A 17,019-nucleotide genomic window follows, 5' to 3' on the forward strand; every position below is an offset into this window, starting at 1 on the left:
CCAAACATAAAAAGTCGGCAGTGAGGCGGATGTGTTGAGAAAACCGGCGAATTACCACCTTCGGGTCTACTACGAGGACACTGATGCGGGTGGTATTGTGTACTACGCGAATTACCTGAAATTTGCGGAACGGGCACGCACCGAGGCTCTGCTGGACCTGGGGCTGTCCCAGACCGATCTGCGCGAGCGGTTGGGCCTGGGCTTTGTGGTTCGGACCGTTACGGTGGATTACTGGGCTCCGGCCAAATTTGAGGATCAACTTACCGTTACGACCGAGGTTCTGAACCTTTGGGGCGCCAGGGTGGCAATGGCGCAGGACATCATGCGGGATGGTGAAATTCTCGCCCGCTGCGCCGTATCACTCGCCGTTGTTGGCACAAACGGGAAGCCGAAACGCCTCCCGCTCGAAATTCGGAACAAACTTGAGACACTGAACCGCGCGGATTCGCGACCCTAGACTTCGGACGCAAACTTCTGCACAAGATCCATAACCGGGCGGAAAAGCCCATACCGTCGAAAATACGACGTGGATACGAGCAAGCTTTGGCAGGACACAATGGAACCAGATGCTCTGGCAGCCGCCCAACAGATTGACTTCTCTCTGTGGGCGCTATTTTTGCGTGCGACCTTTCTGGTAAAGGTTGTCATGCTCATGTTGATCGCGGCCTCGTTCTGGTCCTGGTCGATCATTATCCAGAAAACTCTCGACGTGCGGCGCGCCGCGCAGGAAGTCCGGGAATTCGAGGAGGAGTTCTGGTCCGGAGAGCCGCTGGATAAGGTTTATGAACGTGTCGGCCCGGAGCCGCCAGGTTCGACCGCCCGAATATTTGCCGCTGGTATGACGGAATGGCGGCGGTCCCATGGCAACAGCGGCGGGTTGATTGCGAATTCACAGTCCCGGATTGAGCGTTCGATGAATGTGGTGATCGGCCGCGAAGCCGACAGTCTTGGCACTGGTCTGAGCTTTCTGGCTACTGTGGGTTCGATCACGCCGTTCATTGGGCTTTTCGGCACGGTTTGGGGGATTAAGCATGCGTTTGAGGAAATCGCGATGCAGCAGAGTACCAACCTTGCCGTTGTGGCTCCTGGTATTGCGGAGGCGCTGCTCGCCACCGGCCTTGGGTTGCTTGCAGCCATCCCGGCGGTTATTTTTTACAACAAGCTCAATCAGGATACCGACCGCGTGATCGCCTCTTATGAGGGGTTTGCGGATGAGTTCGCCATGATCCTTTCGAGACAGCTCGATCAGGCAGGAACCTGACGATGGGCGCGGGTGTACAGCAGCAGGGCGGCGTCCGGCGCGGGCGTGGCCACCGCAGGACCACACGTCCCATGTCGGAGATCAACGTCACGCCAATGGTTGACGTGATGCTCGTGCTGCTCATCATCTTTATGGTGGCGGCACCGCTGCTGACGGCAGGTGTTCCGATCGAGCTTCCGGAGACGTCGGCGACGGCGCTTCCGTCCGAGTCCGAGGAGCCCCTGACGATTTCACTTGGGTCTGACGGTGGGATTTACGTCCAGAATTCCGAGGTCGAACGTTCCAATCTTATACCCCTTCTGCGGTCGGTCGCAGCGGAGCGGAGCAGCAACAAGGTCTTTCTACGGGCTGACGGAGGCATTCCCTACGAAAATGTCATGCAAGTGATGGGTGCGCTCAGTTCGGCGGGGTTCAATGATATCGGTCTGGTGACCGAGCAGGGCGGTCCAAGTTTCGATGGAGAGGGCGGTTAGCCTGAAACGCAGATGAACACCGGCACCATTATTTCAGGTGGAGCCCACGCAGCGATTATCGCAGCGGCCATTTTTGGATTGCCGTGGTTTAGCCCTGAGGAGAGCGACCCGGTTTTGGCCGCGTCCGTGAGTTTTGTCACCGAGTCTGAACTTGAAGCCATGTCGTCCGGCTCGGATACGGGTGAGGAAGAGCCGGTCGTTGTTCTACCTCCCGAGGAAATTGTGGAACCGGAGCTTCCGGTTGTCGAGCCTGCTCCCGCAGAGCCTGAGCCTCCACAGGAGGACGTCGCCACCCTTGCTCCACGGTTTGACCCGGAATCCCCTTTGCTTGCGCCTACTGAGAATCTCGAGGCCGTTTCACCGGTTGCGCCCGAACAGCCGCCTGCACCCACAAATCCAAGGTCGAGGCCATCGGATTTGCCTGAGCCGGATCCGGTGACTCCGCCACTGGAAGTGGTGGAACCTGAGCCGGAAGTGGTTGAAATTCCAGAGCCAGAGCCAGAGCCAGAGCCAGAGCCAGAGCCAGAGCCAGAGCCGACCGTCGTGCCTGACGCGGCGTTGGCTTCGGTTCGCCCGCGTAACCGGCCATCCGATTTGACCGAGGTTATCGAGACCGCTGCAGTTGCTGAAATTTCCGAACAGGAACAGGTTGTACCGGAACCTGCGGAGGAGGAGGTCTCTTCGCAACTCCGCGATCTGGTCGCCAGTGTGACGGAGCCAACGGAACCGGCAGTCACCCAGCCGACGGCTCCGGCCCCGTCACAGGGGGGAGGCCTTTCGTCGGGTGCGACGCTCTCGGCTGGCGAACGCGACGGTCTGCGACTTGCGGTTCAGCGGTGCTGGAACGTGCCGGCGGGACTTCGGGATGCTCAGGATCTTGTTGTCGCCCTGGCGGTGGAATTGCGGGAGGATGGTTCAGTAATTGAGAGTTCAATCCGGCTTGTGGAACCGGACCCGATTCCCGATGGTCGGTTTGACGCGGCCTACAGGGCCGCGCGACGTGCGCTGATCCGGTGTTCTCCGTTTTCGGGTCTTCCGCCTGAAAAGTATTCCCATTGGCGCAGCTTTGATGCTGTATTCAATCCTGAAGGAATGGTGTCGTTTTGAAAATTAGTCGTCGAAAAGTGGTTCTTGGGGCGTCAGCCGTCGCATGTCTTCGTCCGTGGGCCAGTGTCGCACAGGACCGTCTGAGGATTGAGATCACAGAAGGCGTGGTCGAGCCGATGCCGTTAGCCATTCCGGAGTTTGTCGCCGTGTCCGAGGGTGCAGCGATCATGGCGCGTCAGATCAGTCAGGTTGTGAGGGACGATCTGATCAATACCGGGCTGTTTCGTGAAATTCCCCAGGAGGCCCATATCGGCAGGATCGCCGCGTTTGATGCTCAGGTGCAGTATTCAGACTGGTCGGTGATCAACGCGCAGGCACTCGTTACCGGCGGCGTGGCTCAAAGCGGCGATCGGATCGAAGTGAGCTTCAGGCTCTATGACGTGTTCGGTCAGACGGCGATTGGCGATGGGCTCAAGTTCGACGGAACCACCAGGTCGTGGCGCCGGATGGCCCATAAGGTCGCGGACTCTGTCTATTCGCGTCTGACCGGGGAAAGCCCGTATTTCGATAGTCGAGTGGCTTACATCGCTGCGAGCGGACCTAAAAGCGCCAGACGGAAGCAGTTGGCCATAATGGACTACGACGGGCAAAATTCGTCATTTTTGACCGATGGCAGCTACCTGGTGCTGACCCCTCGACTGTCCAAGTCTGCAGGACAAATTCTATATACCAGCTACGAGACGGGCCGGCCTGGCATCTTCCTGTTGAAAGGCAGTGGGGAGCGTCGGGAAATATTGGCCGATGCGGGGCAAATGACGTTTGCTCCCCGTTTTTCGACGGATGAGCAGCGTGCGGTATTGTCAGTGTCTTCCGGGACAGGTTCGGATATTTATGTGACGGATCTGAATTCGGGTGGGCTTTCGAGGCTCACCCAGACCTCTTCAATCGACACGGCCCCGTGTTTTTCGCCGGATGGCGGGCAGATTGTGTTCGAAAGTGACCGGGCCGGGAGTCAGCAGATTTACGTCATGCCGTCTGGCGGCGGCGAGGCGAAGAGGATCAGTTTCGGTGATGGACGGTATGCAACGCCGGTCTGGTCGCCGCGCGGGGACCGCATTGCTTTTACGAAAATCGTTGGTGGGCGTTTCCATATCGGCGTGATGAGTCCCGACGGGCAGAATGAACGGTTATTGACCGCCAGCTACATCGACGAGGGGCCGACCTGGTCTCCAAACGGACGTGTAATCATGTTTTTTAGGGAAACCGCGGGCGATCAGGGTGGTCCGCAAATCTATTCGGTTGATATTACCGGTCGAAATCTGCGACAGGTCCCGACCAATGGTTTTGCGTCCGACCCTTCCTGGTCGGGTCTGCTCGCCTGATGCATCGAACGTCGCGCCGTCTACAGGGAGAATGGCAATGAAATATCAGTTGAATGCGCTGCTGGCTGCTGGGCTGTTGTTGTCGGCCTGTTCGGGTACGGGTGATGTAACCGTTCCGGATGCGTCCACGACGGGTGGTTTCAGTGGAACGGAATCCTCACTCAATGGCGGGTTTGACATTGATGGCGTCAACACTACGGGCGCAGGAACCCTTCCCGGAACGCAGATCAGCGACATGGTCAATTTTGAGGTCGATCAGGTCACTTTGACGGCCGAATCCCGTCAAATACTCGATGCGCAGATCAGCTGGCTGCGGCAGAATTCGAACCAGAAGATCCTGATCGAGGGGCACGCGGATGAACGTGGTACCGGGGAATACAACATGGCGCTGGGATCGAGTCGTGCGAGTGCCGTGCGCAATTACATGGTCAGTCAGGGCATCCCGGACAGCCGGATAAGTATAATCACCTACGGACGCGAACGTCCGCTTGCGACCTGTGCGCAGGAAACGTGTTGGGCACAAAACCGCCGGGCCGTGACGGTGGTGACTGGCACGGTAGGCAGTTAAGACATAGATGGATGCCCATGAAACTAAGATTTTTGGGATCAATAGTGCTCGCGGTTGTGCTTTCCGCGACCGGTGCGCAAGTGATGGGCGAAACAGTCGCGGATACGCGGGCGCAGGTAAATCTGCTTAACCAGCAGATCCAGCAGCTCAGGAGCGAGCTTGTTCAGACCGGTGCGGCATCGGGTCTGCCCAGGGAATCCGCGTCTGCCCTGGTGCGTCTCGATCAGCTGGAGGCCGAACTGCGCCGATTGAACAACCGGGTTGATGTTCTCACGAACGATATCGACCGTGTGGTACGTGACGCCAGTAATCGTGTGGGCGATATCGAATTCAGGCTGACGGAGCTTGAGGGAGGCGACACCTCTTTTGTTGGCGAGCCCGAGCTGTTGGGGGGAGGAATCACGCGTCCTCAGCCACGGCCCGTGGAAACCAACGAGGCTTCAGAGCCAGAACTTCAGTTGACCGTTACGGAACAGGCCGATTTTGATGCCGCCGTGAGCGCGGGCGAAAACGGCGAGCACGCCCGGGCTGTTGAAATGTTCGACACGTTCCTTGCCACCTATCCGGGTGGGCCACTTTCCAATGCGGCGCAGTATCAGCGGAGCGAGTCGCTCGCTGCCATGGAAGACTGGCAGAATGCGGCCAGAAGTTACCTCTCGGCGTTCAGCGGCGATCCGCAGGGTGGTTTGGCTCCCCGTTCGCTCCTTGGTCTTGGTACTAGTCTGGCCAAGCTGGGACAGGTGCATGAAGCTTGTCTGACCTTGGATGAGGTTGAAATCCGCTATCCGGACTCCGGTATTGAGGCAGAGGTTACGGAGCGGAAGACGTCACTCAGCTGCCCATGAGGGTGCCTGAGCGCTTCGTTGACGCGTTTGATTGCGTAGTCGCTCCCTGCTCTGAAGGGACAATAGGAGTCGCGGTTTCCGGCGGTAGCGACAGTACCGCACTGATTCTTATTGCAAAGGAATGGGCCACGGCATGTGGCAGGTCCGTATCTGCAGTGACTGTGGATCATGGTTTGCGGCCGGAATCTGCAGATGAGGCTGCCTCTGTCGGAGAGTTTTGCAAATATCTGGACATTTCACATCAAACTTCGGTGTGGCGTGGTTGGGATGGCAATGGCAATTTGCAGGCCCGGGCGCGGGACGCACGTCGGTCCCTGATTTCGGCCTGGGCACATCGGAACAGCATATCTACGGTTGCGCTTGGTCACACACTTGATGACCAGGCCGAGACGTTTCTGATGCGCTTGGCGCGGGGATCGGGTGTTGACGGTCTGGCGGCTATGTCGTCGGCAAGAAAGCACTCAGGTATCAACTGGGTTCGTCCGCTGCTTGGTATCCGGAGAGAGGACCTCCGCTCATTTCTTCGGGAGAACAATGTTTCCTGGGTGGATGACCCGAGCAACGACAACGAATCTTTTGAGCGGGTGCGCTGGCGAACAGCTTTGGCGGAACTCTCGTCTCTTGGACTAGATGCGGAACGCTTGGCGACAACTGCGGAACACATGTCGAGGGCCCGGGAGACATTGGAGGGCGTTACGGAGGCTTTTCTCAAAGAGAATGCCTTCCAAACGGGATACGGAGAAGTGACTCTTCAGACGGATGAATTTCCGAAAGTTACGGAAGATCTCCGGCTGCGCGTTGTTTCCTCGATACTATGTTGTGTTTCCGGGCAGGGCTACAGACCGAGATTTTCGGCGTTGAAGGCTCTGGTCAAAGCAATTGTGGAAGAGCCGGACTTACCCGGGGCTTCCCTGCACGGATGTGTCGTTCGAAAGCGTAAGGCAGGCGTAATCTTTCGAAGAGAACCGTCGTCCGTTTCGCCGGATGTTCCGGCAGTAATTGGCTGCTGGGATAGCCGCTGGACCTGGGACCTAGAGCAGGTCCCTGACGGTGCAACGGTCGGCGCGATTGCGCCTGACGAGTTGCCACAGGTGAAAAGCGATCTTCAGATTAGACTTCCGCGCGAACTTCTTTTGACTCTGCCAGCTTTGCGGCTGGATGGGCGTCTGATCGCCACACCTGTGACAGGAATGGACAATCAGGTGCGTTTTGCCCTAAAACCCTGTCAACATGGTTTCAACACTATGACGATAGTGCGTTGAAACCCGCACCACAAACCTTATGTTAGCCGGGTAACTGATGGCGGCGCACATTCCGTCACGGACCTATGGGAGAGCTCGTTTTGGGCAATACTAAAAACATTGCGTTCTGGATTATCCTGATCCTGCTGATGGTCGCGCTGTTCAATGTCTTCTCGAATGGCAGTCGGACGAGCATGGGGCGGGAAGTGAGCTACTCGCAGTTCCTTGATCAGGTCGAGGCGGGGCAGGTTGAGACGGTCAGGCTCGATGGCGAGAATGTTTACATCACGGGCGTGGACGGCGTTTCCTATCAGACCATTCAGCCGCGTGGGACTGACATCCTTCCTGAACTTCGGGAAGCCGGTGTTGAGATCGATGTAACGCCGCAGGAGCAGTCCGGTTTCATGTCGGCCCTCGGTCTGTGGCTGCCATTCCTTCTTTTGATCGGCGTCTGGATTTTCTTCATGAACCGCATGCAGGGCGGTGGACGCGGTGGAGCCATGGGCTTCGGTAAATCCAAGGCGAAACTGCTCACTGAAAAGGCGGGTAAAGTAACTTTCAGCGACGTCGCCGGTATTGATGAGGCGAAAGAGGAACTTGAAGAGATTGTTGAGTTCCTTCGGGATCCCCAAAAATTCTCGCGGCTTGGTGGCAAGATCCCTACCGGTGCACTCTTGGTAGGTCCTCCGGGTACCGGTAAAACGCTCCTCGCTCGTGCTATCGCTGGTGAGGCGGGTGTGCCGTTCTTCACCATATCGGGGTCCGATTTCGTGGAAATGTTCGTCGGTGTTGGTGCATCCCGAGTGCGTGACATGTTTGAGCAGGCGAAGAAGAACGCTCCCTGTATTGTCTTCATCGACGAGATTGATGCCGTTGGTCGACATCGTGGCGCCGGCTACGGCGGCGGTAATGATGAACGTGAGCAGACGTTGAACCAGTTGCTCGTGGAGATGGATGGTTTTGAGGCAAACGAAGGCGTTATCATCATTGCCGCAACCAACCGTCCCGACGTTCTTGACCCGGCTTTGCTCCGACCAGGCCGGTTTGACCGGCAGGTTCAGGTTACAAATCCGGATATCAAGGGTCGTGAGAAGATCCTCGGCGTGCATGCTCGCAAGGTACCTCTTGCTGCAGACGTGGACCTGAGAATTATCGCGCGTGGGTGTCCGGGTTTCTCCGGTGCTGATCTCGCGAATCTTGTGAATGAGGCGGCTCTTATGGCCGCGCGGACCGGGAAGCGGTTCGTTACGATGGAAGATTTTGAGAACGCCAAGGACAAGGTGATGATGGGCTCGGAACGGCGGTCCATGGTTCTCAGTGAGGATGAGCGCAAGCTTACGGCCTATCACGAGGCGGGTCACGCGATCGTCGGTCTCAACGTGCCTCAGCATGATCCGATCCATAAGGCGACGATTATTCCGCGTGGCCGTGCGCTTGGACTGGTGCTTTCGCTGCCGGAGCGTGACCAACTGTCCGTGACGATGACCAAGTACAAGTCCCAGATCGCCATGGCGATGGGCGGTAAGGTCGCAGAGGAACTTACGTTTGGCCCGGAAAATGTGACGTCGGGAGCATCTTCCGATATTCAGCAGGTCTCCCGCATAGCGCGGGCGATGGTGACGAAGTTCGGTATGTCGGAGAAGCTTGGCAACATTGAGTACTCCAACGAGCAGAACAGCTATCTCGGTCCACAGGGCGGCGGCATCAATGCGGGGCCTGATACGCACGAACTGATCGACCTTGAGGTGCGTGCGCTCGTTGATGAGGGGTATGAGACTGCAAAGCGGATCCTCACGGAGAAGCACGACGATCTCGAGCGTCTTGCCCAAGGGCTGCTGGAGTACGAGACGCTCACTGGTAAGGAGATTACCCGCGTTATTGAGGGGCAGCCCTTGAACCGTGGCGAGGATGACGACGACGATACTGAAGGTTCCGGAATTGCGTCAATTCCAAAGGCTGGGAAGGGATCCAAGCCGAACCGTGGTAGCGATGGGCTGGAGCCTGAACCTGCGACGTAGATGCGTACTGAATTGAAGAGTTTTCGGAACTCGTTATTTGAATGAAGGAGCGGCTCAGAGCCGCTCCTTTTTTTTGCGTGGTGACCTGTTGTGGAATCAGGAAGGCATTGAACTTTCCCAATGCAAATGCTCCATAGCGGGCATGTTTAAATGGCTTGGGCTTTTGTCGCTCAGGTGATGCATGGGGGATAAAAAATGGTTGCGGAGAGAATTGACGGGAAGGAATTCGCGGCCGGTTTGCGGTCGAAAGTGGCCGAGCACGTTTCCCGGCTAAAATCCGACAAAGGTCTTACACCTGGTTTGGCGGTGGTTCTGGTTGGTGAGGATCCGGCCAGTCAGGTTTATGTGCGCAGCAAGGGGCGTCAAACCGTTGAAGCGGGCATGAAGTCGTTCGAGCATAAACTTTCTGACGATACTTCTGAAGCTGAGCTACTGGCGCTGATCGATCAGTTGAACAATGATGCTGACGTACATGGCATTCTGGTGCAGCTTCCGCTGCCGAAGCATCTGAACGAGTCACTTGTAATAAACGCCATTGCTCCAGAGAAGGATGTGGACGGGTTTCATATTTCGAATGTAGGGCGGCTCGCGACGGGTCAGTCAGCAATGGTGCCCTGCACGCCGTTGGGATGTCTTCTGCTATTGAGGGACCGCCTTGGTGACCTTTCCGGTCTAAATGCGGTTGTTGTCGGGCGTTCCAATATTGTCGGTAAGCCGATGGCGCAGTTATTGCTGGCGAAGAGCTGTACGGTGACAGTGACCCATTCCAGAACCCGTGATATTGAGAAGGTGTGCCGGGAAGCGGATATCCTTGTCGCGGCCGTGGGGCGGCCGGAGATGGTGAAAGGGTCCTGGATCAAACCTGGCGCTACCGTGATAGACGTTGGTATCAACTGGATCGAAAAACCTGAGGGCGGCACGCGGTTGGTTGGCGATGTCGATTACGATTCCGCGTCCCAAATCGCGGGTGCGATTACCCCGGTGCCGGGGGGCGTGGGCCCCATGACAATCGCCTGCCTGCTTGCGAATACGGTGACCGCATGTTGCCGAAGCAATGGCCTTGAGGCTCCTGCCGATCTGGTCAACTGAAGGCTTGGTTGTTCAATTAAATCCATCTCTGCGGTCAATCCGTCCCACCAAACGGGGCGGATTTTTTCAATCCTGAGCGGTTGTTTTCAGATGGTTTGATTGGACCATTGGTTTTGCGTTCAAATATTTTGCGCTTTTGTCGCTCTTTTGCCCCGTTCTGTGACGTGCATTAACGTTGTTACCAAAAAGTTTCTGTTAATTCTTGCACAATTGACGCCGCGGAAAATACATTGTTGCGGGGTCCAGGCGTAATGCGTGGTTTGTAGCATATTGGTGGGGTGTGGAATGGAGTATTTCCTCGAGCGGTTTTCCTATTGGGTCAAAACTGAGCCTGACAGGGTCGCACTTACTGATGGTAAGATCGACTATACGTATGAGGAAGTGGATGTGGCTTCTGACCTGCTGGCCAAACAGCTGGTTGACGGCAGGCACGGAGAAAATGACCTGATTGGTTTTCTCGGCCACATGTCTCCGGAATGCGTTATCCTGCTTATTGCCTGTACCAAGGCAGGTGCGGCCGTCATGTATTTGGACCCGGGCAACCCAATTGCGGTTTCTGAGGAGTTGGTTCAGCATGCGGGCATCGTGAGGATCGCGACATGGGATCACTATGCCGATCTGGCCCGGTCTCTGGTTACCGAAGAGCCCATTATCCTTACCCAACACAAACCAACCCGTGCGGAAGTCGGGGACTTCGTTCCGGTTGAAAACAAACCGGAAGCGATTTCATTTGTGACCTACACCTCCGGCTCCACGGGCAAGCCCAAGGGCGTGGTGGTAAGCAGAAAAATCGCTGACATCAGGATCCGTCAGCTTCAGGAACTGCACCCGGTCAACAAGGAAGACATTGTCGGAACATTCAATGTCATTTGGTGGGACAAGCAGGTCTACCCGCTCACAGAGGGCGCGAAGGTTGCGGTCTATAATGTGGGATCGGACGGTCCGCAGGCAACGGGCGAATGGTTGCGCGAACAGAAGGCGACCTCCTTTTTTCTTTTTACCGCCATGTACAGGCAAATCGTTGCAGCAGCCGATCGCCCTTTCCCCGACATTCGCCGGGTTGGCATGGGAGGCGAACGCCTGAGACTGGACGATCTGGAGCAATTCAACCGGTGTTTCCTGCCAGGGGCCGAGTTGGATGTGCGCTATTCCTGTCAGGAATTCTGCGCCATGATCGTCTACAAGGTCATAAGCGGTGAGCCACTGCCGGAGGGCCCGCTGCCTTTGGGCACCATTCGATATCCGGAAAATGTTCGCCTTTTGGACGAACAGGGAAACAAGGTCGGCGTTGGGACTCCCGGTGAGATCTCGGTGATCGGCGATTTTGTTCCAGCGGGATACCACAACGATCCTGAGCGTTCGGCAGGTGTCTTCCGCGAGGAGAAAAATGGGCTCTGGAGCTGTACTCACGGCGATCTTGCCTATGTGGACACGGATGGACTCGTCTACCCACTTGGCCGCAAGGACGAACAGGTAAAAATCCGCGGTTACAATGTGCGGCCGCCTGAAATCGAAAGCATCCTGATGAAGCACCCGGATATCGCGGGAGTTGCCGTTTCAGCCTTCGAGGGCGAGCAGGGTATTCGCCGTCTTGCCTGCTTCTATGTCCTGAAGCCTGATGCTGAGAACGGTAAACCGGACCTGAGGGGTTACCTCTCGAAAATCGTGCCGGGATATATGGTACCGAACCATTATTTCGAACTGGACAAGTTGCCGGTCACGACGTCGGGCAAACTCAAACGGTCCGAACTGCCCAATCCGCTGGACCTGATTTCCAATGACGGCACGGACCGGTTTGAGGATGCGAGCGAAACTGAGAAAAAAGTGGCCGAAATATGGAAAAACGTTCTCGGTCATACTGAGTTTGGACCGTCGGACGAATTTTTCGACGTGGGTGGGGATTCTCTTCAGGCGATGTCGGTTCTGGTGCTGATTGAACAGGAGTATCACATTCGCATTCCGCTGGACATGCTGTTCCTCAATGGTTCAAGTGTCCGGTCCATGTCCGTGCAGGTATCTGATGCGCTGAAGGGGCACGATGCCAGTGTTCCCGTGGTGCTCAAGAAGGGACAGGGACGGACCCCGATTTATGCCATACATGTGCGGGGCGGTCACCTGTCCGATTATTTTACGCTGTTTCCTGGCATGCATGAGAACCAGCCGATTTTTGGCATTCACCCGAGGGGCATGGACGATGAAACAAAAGCGGGCAAAGACCTGTCCGACGTTGCGGAGCACATAGCGGATGTGATCCTCAACCATGATACGGACAAGAATGACATACGCTTGATGGGTTACAGTTTTGGAGCTCATGCGGCGTTCGAGGCCGCGAGGATTTTGGAAAGCAAGGGAGTTAAGGTTACCCGCGTCATATTGATCGACCCATTGGCAAAGATGGGTGACAAAATGGGATACATCCGTTCCATGACCGGTTCGGTAAAGACACGTCAGGGACGTTCAAAGGTGTGGACGAGAATGACGTCGACCGTACCCTACGCGCTGGGTTTGCGCGGAACGCCCAACAACCTTTTCGAGGTCCATATGGCAGCCATGCTCAGGTACAAACCCAAACCGCTCAAGCTGGACAAGGTACTGTTGGTTCGTGCGGACGAAAACCCGGACAGGGAACTGAGCAAAAAAGTTTGGACAAAACTCCTTCACGGAAATGTCGACATAATCGATCATCCCGGTACGCATATTAAAATGATGCGTGTGCCCAATGGTGAACCGCTCGGTCGGAAAATTGACGCCTGGTTGAACGACCAGCTGCCTGCCTGAGGCATTCGACCCTTGTTCCCCATGTGGTATTGACGGTAAATAGCCGTGAAACTGCATTGGGGTATCGTCAAGAATGCGACGCGTAGTCATTACTGGATTGGGTATGGTGTCTCCTCTCGCCTGTGGTGTTGAGGAGACATGGAAACGCATGCTTGCCGGACAATCCGGCGCAAGAACAATTCAGGGTTTCGATGCGAGCCATCTCGCCTGCACGGTTGCCTGTGAGGTTCCAAAAGGTGACGGATCGGACGGTACCTTTAATCCCGACGATTGGGCGCAGCCCAAGGAACAGCGGAAGATTGACCAGTTCATCTTGTACTCACTGGCTGCTGCTGAGATGGCTGTACGTGATGCGGACTGGACACCGGACGACGAGGAGGAGCGGCTGCGCACGGGCGTGATCATTGGCTCCGGGATCGGCGGATTGCAAACAATTGCGGAAACCACACTGACCCTGCGCGATCGCGGCCCAAGAAGGGTTTCACCGTTCTTTATTCCGGGAAGCCTGATTAACCTTTGTTCCGGGCAGGTCTCGATCAAGTATGGCTTCAAGGGGCCTAACCATTCTGTCGTCACGGCATGCTCAACCGGCGCTCATGCCATCGGTGATGGCGCCCGTATTATTAAGTACGGTGACGCCGATGTCATGTTGGCCGGCGGAGCCGAGGCTGCAATTTGCGAGCTGGGTATCGCCGGATTTGCAGCATGTAAGGCGCTGTCAACCGGATACAACGACACACCGGAACGTGCCAGCAGACCTTATGACAAGGGTCGCGACGGTTTTGTCATGGGTGAAGGTGCCGGTGTCGTCGTGCTGGAGGAATACGAACACGCCAAAAAACGTGGTGCGAAAATTTACGGTGAGGTTGCCGGTTACGGTCTTTCCGGGGATGCTTACCACATCACCTCGCCGGCGTCGGATGGCGATGGCGGTTTCAGGTCCATGAGCGCAGCCATGAAAGATGCCGGAGTGTCCGCTGCTGACATTGATTACGTGAATGCTCACGGGACCTCCACCCCGTTGGGCGACGAGATTGAACTTGGGGCTGTATCACGGCTGCTGGGTGAGGATGTGAGTGGCGTGACCATGTCATCGACCAAATCCGCGACCGGACATCTGTTGGGGGCTGCGGGCGCAATTGAGGCAATATTCTGTGCTTTGGCGCTGCGTGATCAGGTTGCTCCGCCAACGCTCAATCTTGATGATCCTTCGGTGGAGACCAAACTGGATCTGGCCCCCCACAAACCTGTGGAACGCAAGATTGACGTGGCCCTGTCAAATTCGTTTGGGTTTGGTGGTACGAATGCTTCCCTGATCCTGAAACGGGTTTCTTAGGTCGTAATTGATGGCACGTCATTTCGCCGCGAACGCACTGACGTTCCTGATTGTTGGTCTCGTTCTTCTCTTTGGTGTCATTACCTGGGGAAAGTCGCAGTTTGATGGTCCGGGGCCGTTGGCCGAACCGCTGCGGATTGAGGTGGCCAGAGGGGAGCGTTTTGCCTCTGTCGTTGAGCGCCTTGAAGATGATGGTGCCATCTCCAGCGGGTTCGTTTTTAGAATGGGTGCCCGTTACACCGGTAGCGATGAGGGGCTCAAGTTCGGGGAATATGAGATTCCCGCCGGGGCTTCGATGGCATCCATTCTGGAATTGCTGAACCGTGGTGGTAACGTGTTCAGGCAGATTGTTGTCCCTGAGGGATGGACAAGTTGGCAGGTTGTCGAAATGCTGCGCGCTCAGGAGGAACTGACGGGCGAAATCCCGGAGATTCCAGCCGAAGGCAGTCTGGCGCCTGCCGGATATGATTACCAGAAAGGCGACAGCCGCGCTGGTATTCTCGAACGTATGCATGACAAGCAGCTGGAGTATCTGGCGGAGGCCTGGATCCAACGCGATCCAGATCTGCCGCTGAGTACACCGGAAGAGCTGTTGGTCCTTGCCTCCATTGTTGAAAAGGAAACGGGACTTGCCGAGGAACGCGGTTTGGTCGCCAGCGTTTTTGTCAATCGTCTGGAACGGGGCATGCGGCTCCAAACCGACCCGACAGTAATTTACGGGATAACCAAAGGTGAGGGCACACTTGGGCGGGGCCTGAGGCGAAGTGAACTGAACGCGCCGACGGAATACAACACCTACGTGATTGACGGACTGCCGCCCACGCCAATCGCCAACCCTGGGCGCGAAGCCATCATGGCAACCGCCAATCCACCTGACTCTCCCTTCCTGTTCTTTGTTGCGGACGGAACCGGTGGGCATGCATTTGCGGAGACGCTGGAAGAGCACAACCAAAACGTAGCGGTCTGGCGCAGACTTGAGGCTGAACGTGCATTGGACGCGAAACAGGAAGAAGAGGCTTCATCTACCGGGAACTAGGCTATTTTCTGCTGATTTTTTATGGAGCAATATAAGCCACAGTTTTCGCTCTTTTATTTAAGTAAATATTCGATATTAGATACTGTATATTGGTATATAAAATTTTTCTTTACAAAAAATTATGATTTACCTTTGATTAACAAAATAAAAATTCCCTAAACAAAAAATCAGTATTGACTTACCGTACGCTTGAGTGTATAAGTTTTTTCAAGCTGGTAGAAGTGAGCAAAAAAGGACAGTCAATTCGACTGTCCTTTTTGTTTTCTGTCCCGGGCGGAGCAGCCAGGGCAAGTAGTAAATGTCAAAATCAAAACCGCATGATCTGAGCCAATCTGATCGATTGGTTCGGTCTTTGGAGCTTTACCGCGATGTGTCCGTCGCTCTGCGGCGACGCATAGAGGAATTGAAGGAGGAGGATCCTCGTTCAGATATCGACTGCAAGCAGGCCGCCGCAGCAATTGCCGCACATCAGAAAGCGCTTCAAACGCTCCTTGATCTTGAGGCGCGCCTCGCAAAGCAAAACAGTACCCCGGTACGTGGAGATGGACTTGAGCTCGACCTCGAAACAGCACGCGCGGAGATCTTTTCCCGAATTGATGTCTGGCGTGCAAAAGGATGAGCTTGGGTCATTTCTTGGGGAATTGAGTGATAACGCCCTGATGTCGTTGCCCTGGTTGTTCGATCTCTGGGCAATCAGGGAACATCAGGTACCTCCATCAGGTGATTGGAACACCTGGGTAATCCTTGGTGGACGGGGAGCCGGGAAAACACGGGCAGGATCAGAGTGGGTTAGATCCCAGGTCGAAGGAGCCAGAGCCGGTGACCCCGGTCTGTGTTCCCGGGTTGCCTTAATTTCGGAAACCCTGGATCAGGCGCGTGAGGTCATGGTTTTTGGGGATTCCGGAATCATGGCGTGTTCACCTCCGGACCGACGACCGATTTGGAATCCTTCGAGACGATGCCTTGAATGGCCGAATGGTGCGGTGGCGCAGATATTCTCCGCCAGCAATCCTGAATCTCTCCGGGGGCCGCAATTCGATTGTGCCTGGAGTGATGAACTGGCGAAATGGCGGAAAGGCCGGGATACGTGGGATATGCTGCAATTTGGGTTACGCCTCGGCTCCAAACCGCGGCAGGTGGTAACGACCACGCCACGTTCAAATCCATTACTTGCGGACATACTTGATGACCCGTTTACAGTCTCGACACGTGCTCCGACCCACGCAAATCGTATGCACCTTGCGGACGGGTTTCTGAAAAGCATTACTGAGACATACGGAAATACCCGCCTGGGCCGGCAGGAGATCGACGGGGATCTGTTGTTGGATGGGGTCGGGGCGCTTTGGACAGCAGAAGTGCTGGAACAGGCAAGAAAATTGCCGGTGTTGGACACTCTTGATCGCATTGTCGTGGCAGTTGATCCACCAGTGAGCAGCGGCGAGGCTGCGGATGAATGCGGAATAATTGTTGCAGGTATAAACATTGCTGGAGAGCCCCTTAATTGGAAGGCCGAAGTGGTCGAGGATGGGAGCCTGCATGGTGCCTCCCCACGCACATGGGCCGAACGCGCTGTTGAGCTGTTTCACAAATATCGTGCCGATCGGTTGGTTGCTGAGATTAATCAGGGTGGTGAACTGGTGGCGTCGCTCATCCGTCAGGTGGATCCAAACATCCCATACACAGGGGTCCGGGCCAGTCTTGGGAAGGGGCGACGGGCTGAGCCTGTCGCGGCTCTCTACGAGCAGAACCGGGTTAGACACCGGACCATGTTTCCGGAGCTTGAAGACCAGATGGCCGCAATGACGGTTGGTGGCTTCACAGGCAAGGGGAGCCCGGATCGTGTCGATGCGCTCGTCTGGGCCATTACGGAACTCATGATCCGACCGGTGGAGAAGTTCCAGACGCCGCGCATCAGGCAGCTTTAGGCAACACGGGCGTCGTCGCC

General features: G+C 55.9%; 15 protein-coding genes. All 15 read left to right on the forward strand.

Annotation, left to right across the window (positions count from 1 at the left end; all coding sequences use genetic code 11):
* Positions 1-31 precede the first annotated feature (31 nt).
* The 15 genes from ybgC (at position 32) to ACP15P_RS06345 (ending at position 16,999) form a co-directional block, all read left to right on the forward strand.
* Positions 32-457, forward strand: coding sequence for a tol-pal system-associated acyl-CoA thioesterase (gene ybgC, locus ACP15P_RS06275; protein WP_424927652.1), 426 nt, complete (start codon positions 32-34; stop codon positions 455-457).
* A gap of 99 nt (positions 458-556) precedes the next feature.
* Complete coding sequence (gene tolQ / locus ACP15P_RS06280) at positions 557-1,261, forward strand: protein TolQ (RefSeq protein WP_424927653.1); 705 nt, start codon at positions 557-559, stop codon at positions 1,259-1,261.
* A 2-nt stretch (positions 1,262-1,263) separates the two neighbouring features.
* Positions 1,264-1,734, forward strand: a complete 471-nt coding sequence (gene tolR, locus ACP15P_RS06285; RefSeq protein ID WP_424927654.1) for a protein TolR — start codon at positions 1,264-1,266, stop codon at positions 1,732-1,734.
* Between the two features lie 12 nt (positions 1,735-1,746).
* On the forward strand, positions 1,747-2,841 hold the full coding sequence (locus tag ACP15P_RS06290) for a hypothetical protein (RefSeq protein ID WP_424927655.1): 1,095 nt from the start codon (positions 1,747-1,749) through the stop codon (positions 2,839-2,841).
* Positions 2,838-4,163, forward strand: a complete 1,326-nt coding sequence (gene tolB, locus ACP15P_RS06295; RefSeq protein WP_424927656.1) for a Tol-Pal system beta propeller repeat protein TolB — start codon at positions 2,838-2,840, stop codon at positions 4,161-4,163. Before ACP15P_RS06290 ends, tolB begins: the two co-directional genes overlap by 4 nt.
* 37 nt (positions 4,164-4,200) lie before the next feature.
* Positions 4,201-4,731 carry a peptidoglycan-associated lipoprotein Pal gene (gene pal, locus ACP15P_RS06300; RefSeq protein ID WP_424927657.1) on the forward strand — a complete coding sequence of 177 codons (531 nt, stop codon included), beginning with the start codon at positions 4,201-4,203 and terminating at the stop codon, positions 4,729-4,731.
* 17 nt (positions 4,732-4,748) lie between these two features.
* On the forward strand, positions 4,749-5,576 hold the full coding sequence (locus ACP15P_RS06305) for a tetratricopeptide repeat protein (protein WP_424927658.1): 828 nt from the start codon (positions 4,749-4,751) through the stop codon (positions 5,574-5,576).
* A complete protein-coding gene (tilS, locus tag ACP15P_RS06310) occupies positions 5,573-6,838 on the forward strand; it encodes a tRNA lysidine(34) synthetase TilS (RefSeq protein ID WP_424927659.1) in 1,266 nt (421 codons plus the stop codon). The genes ACP15P_RS06305 and tilS overlap by 4 nt, the downstream gene beginning before the upstream one ends.
* Before the next feature lie 80 nt (positions 6,839-6,918).
* On the forward strand, positions 6,919-8,835 hold the full coding sequence (ftsH, locus tag ACP15P_RS06315; protein WP_424927660.1) for an ATP-dependent zinc metalloprotease FtsH: 1,917 nt from the start codon (positions 6,919-6,921) through the stop codon (positions 8,833-8,835).
* Positions 8,836-9,030: 195 nt separating this feature from the next.
* Positions 9,031-9,924 (forward strand): bifunctional methylenetetrahydrofolate dehydrogenase/methenyltetrahydrofolate cyclohydrolase FolD, encoded by an 894-nt coding sequence (folD, locus tag ACP15P_RS06320; RefSeq protein WP_424927661.1) that lies wholly within the window; start codon positions 9,031-9,033, stop codon positions 9,922-9,924.
* Between the two features lie 285 nt (positions 9,925-10,209).
* A complete protein-coding gene (locus ACP15P_RS06325; RefSeq protein ID WP_424927662.1) occupies positions 10,210-12,702 on the forward strand; it encodes an AMP-binding protein in 2,493 nt (830 codons plus the stop codon).
* A gap of 73 nt (positions 12,703-12,775) precedes the next feature.
* The gene (gene fabF, locus ACP15P_RS06330) at positions 12,776-14,038 is read left to right on the forward strand and encodes a beta-ketoacyl-ACP synthase II (protein WP_424927663.1); all 1,263 of its coding nucleotides are present in this window, start codon (positions 12,776-12,778) and stop codon (positions 14,036-14,038) included.
* Between the two features lie 10 nt (positions 14,039-14,048).
* Entirely contained in the window at positions 14,049-15,074 is a 1,026-nt protein-coding gene (gene mltG, locus ACP15P_RS06335) for an endolytic transglycosylase MltG (protein ID WP_424927664.1), read from the forward strand.
* Positions 15,075-15,372: 298 nt separating this feature from the next.
* Entirely contained in the window at positions 15,373-15,693 is a 321-nt protein-coding gene (locus tag ACP15P_RS06340) for a hypothetical protein (RefSeq protein ID WP_424927665.1), read from the forward strand.
* Positions 15,671-16,999, forward strand: a complete 1,329-nt coding sequence (locus ACP15P_RS06345) for a DNA-packaging protein (protein WP_424927836.1) — start codon at positions 15,671-15,673, stop codon at positions 16,997-16,999. Before ACP15P_RS06340 ends, ACP15P_RS06345 begins: the two co-directional genes overlap by 23 nt.
* Positions 17,000-17,019 lie beyond the last annotated feature (20 nt).

Origin of the sequence: Amaricoccus tamworthensis (genome assembly GCF_049800875.1) — a bacterium.
In the GTDB taxonomy this organism is placed as follows: Bacteria; Pseudomonadota; Alphaproteobacteria; order Rhodobacterales; family Rhodobacteraceae; genus Amaricoccus; species Amaricoccus tamworthensis.

What these genes read in the sequence shown, in the direction of transcription:
- tolQ (WP_424927653.1), top strand. Translation starts at nt 557, where the DNA reads ATGGAACCAGATGCTCTGGCAGCCGCCCAACAGATTGACTTCTCTCTG.
- tolR (WP_424927654.1), top strand. Translation starts at nt 1,264, where the DNA reads ATGGGCGCGGGTGTACAGCAGCAGGGCGGCGTCCGGCGCGGGCGTGGC.
- ACP15P_RS06290 (WP_424927655.1), top strand. Translation starts at nt 1,747, where the DNA reads ATGAACACCGGCACCATTATTTCAGGTGGAGCCCACGCAGCGATTATC.
- pal (WP_424927657.1), top strand. Translation starts at nt 4,201, where the DNA reads ATGAAATATCAGTTGAATGCGCTGCTGGCTGCTGGGCTGTTGTTGTCG.
- ACP15P_RS06305 (WP_424927658.1), top strand. Translation starts at nt 4,749, where the DNA reads ATGAAACTAAGATTTTTGGGATCAATAGTGCTCGCGGTTGTGCTTTCC.
- tilS (WP_424927659.1), top strand. Translation starts at nt 5,573, where the DNA reads ATGAGGGTGCCTGAGCGCTTCGTTGACGCGTTTGATTGCGTAGTCGCT.
- folD (WP_424927661.1), top strand. Translation starts at nt 9,031, where the DNA reads ATGGTTGCGGAGAGAATTGACGGGAAGGAATTCGCGGCCGGTTTGCGG.
- ACP15P_RS06325 (WP_424927662.1), top strand. Translation starts at nt 10,210, where the DNA reads ATGGAGTATTTCCTCGAGCGGTTTTCCTATTGGGTCAAAACTGAGCCT.
- fabF (WP_424927663.1), top strand. Translation starts at nt 12,776, where the DNA reads ATGCGACGCGTAGTCATTACTGGATTGGGTATGGTGTCTCCTCTCGCC.
- mltG (WP_424927664.1), top strand. Translation starts at nt 14,049, where the DNA reads ATGGCACGTCATTTCGCCGCGAACGCACTGACGTTCCTGATTGTTGGT.
- ACP15P_RS06340 (WP_424927665.1), top strand. Translation starts at nt 15,373, where the DNA reads ATGTCAAAATCAAAACCGCATGATCTGAGCCAATCTGATCGATTGGTT.
- ACP15P_RS06345 (WP_424927836.1), top strand. Translation starts at nt 15,671, where the DNA reads ATGTCTGGCGTGCAAAAGGATGAGCTTGGGTCATTTCTTGGGGAATTG.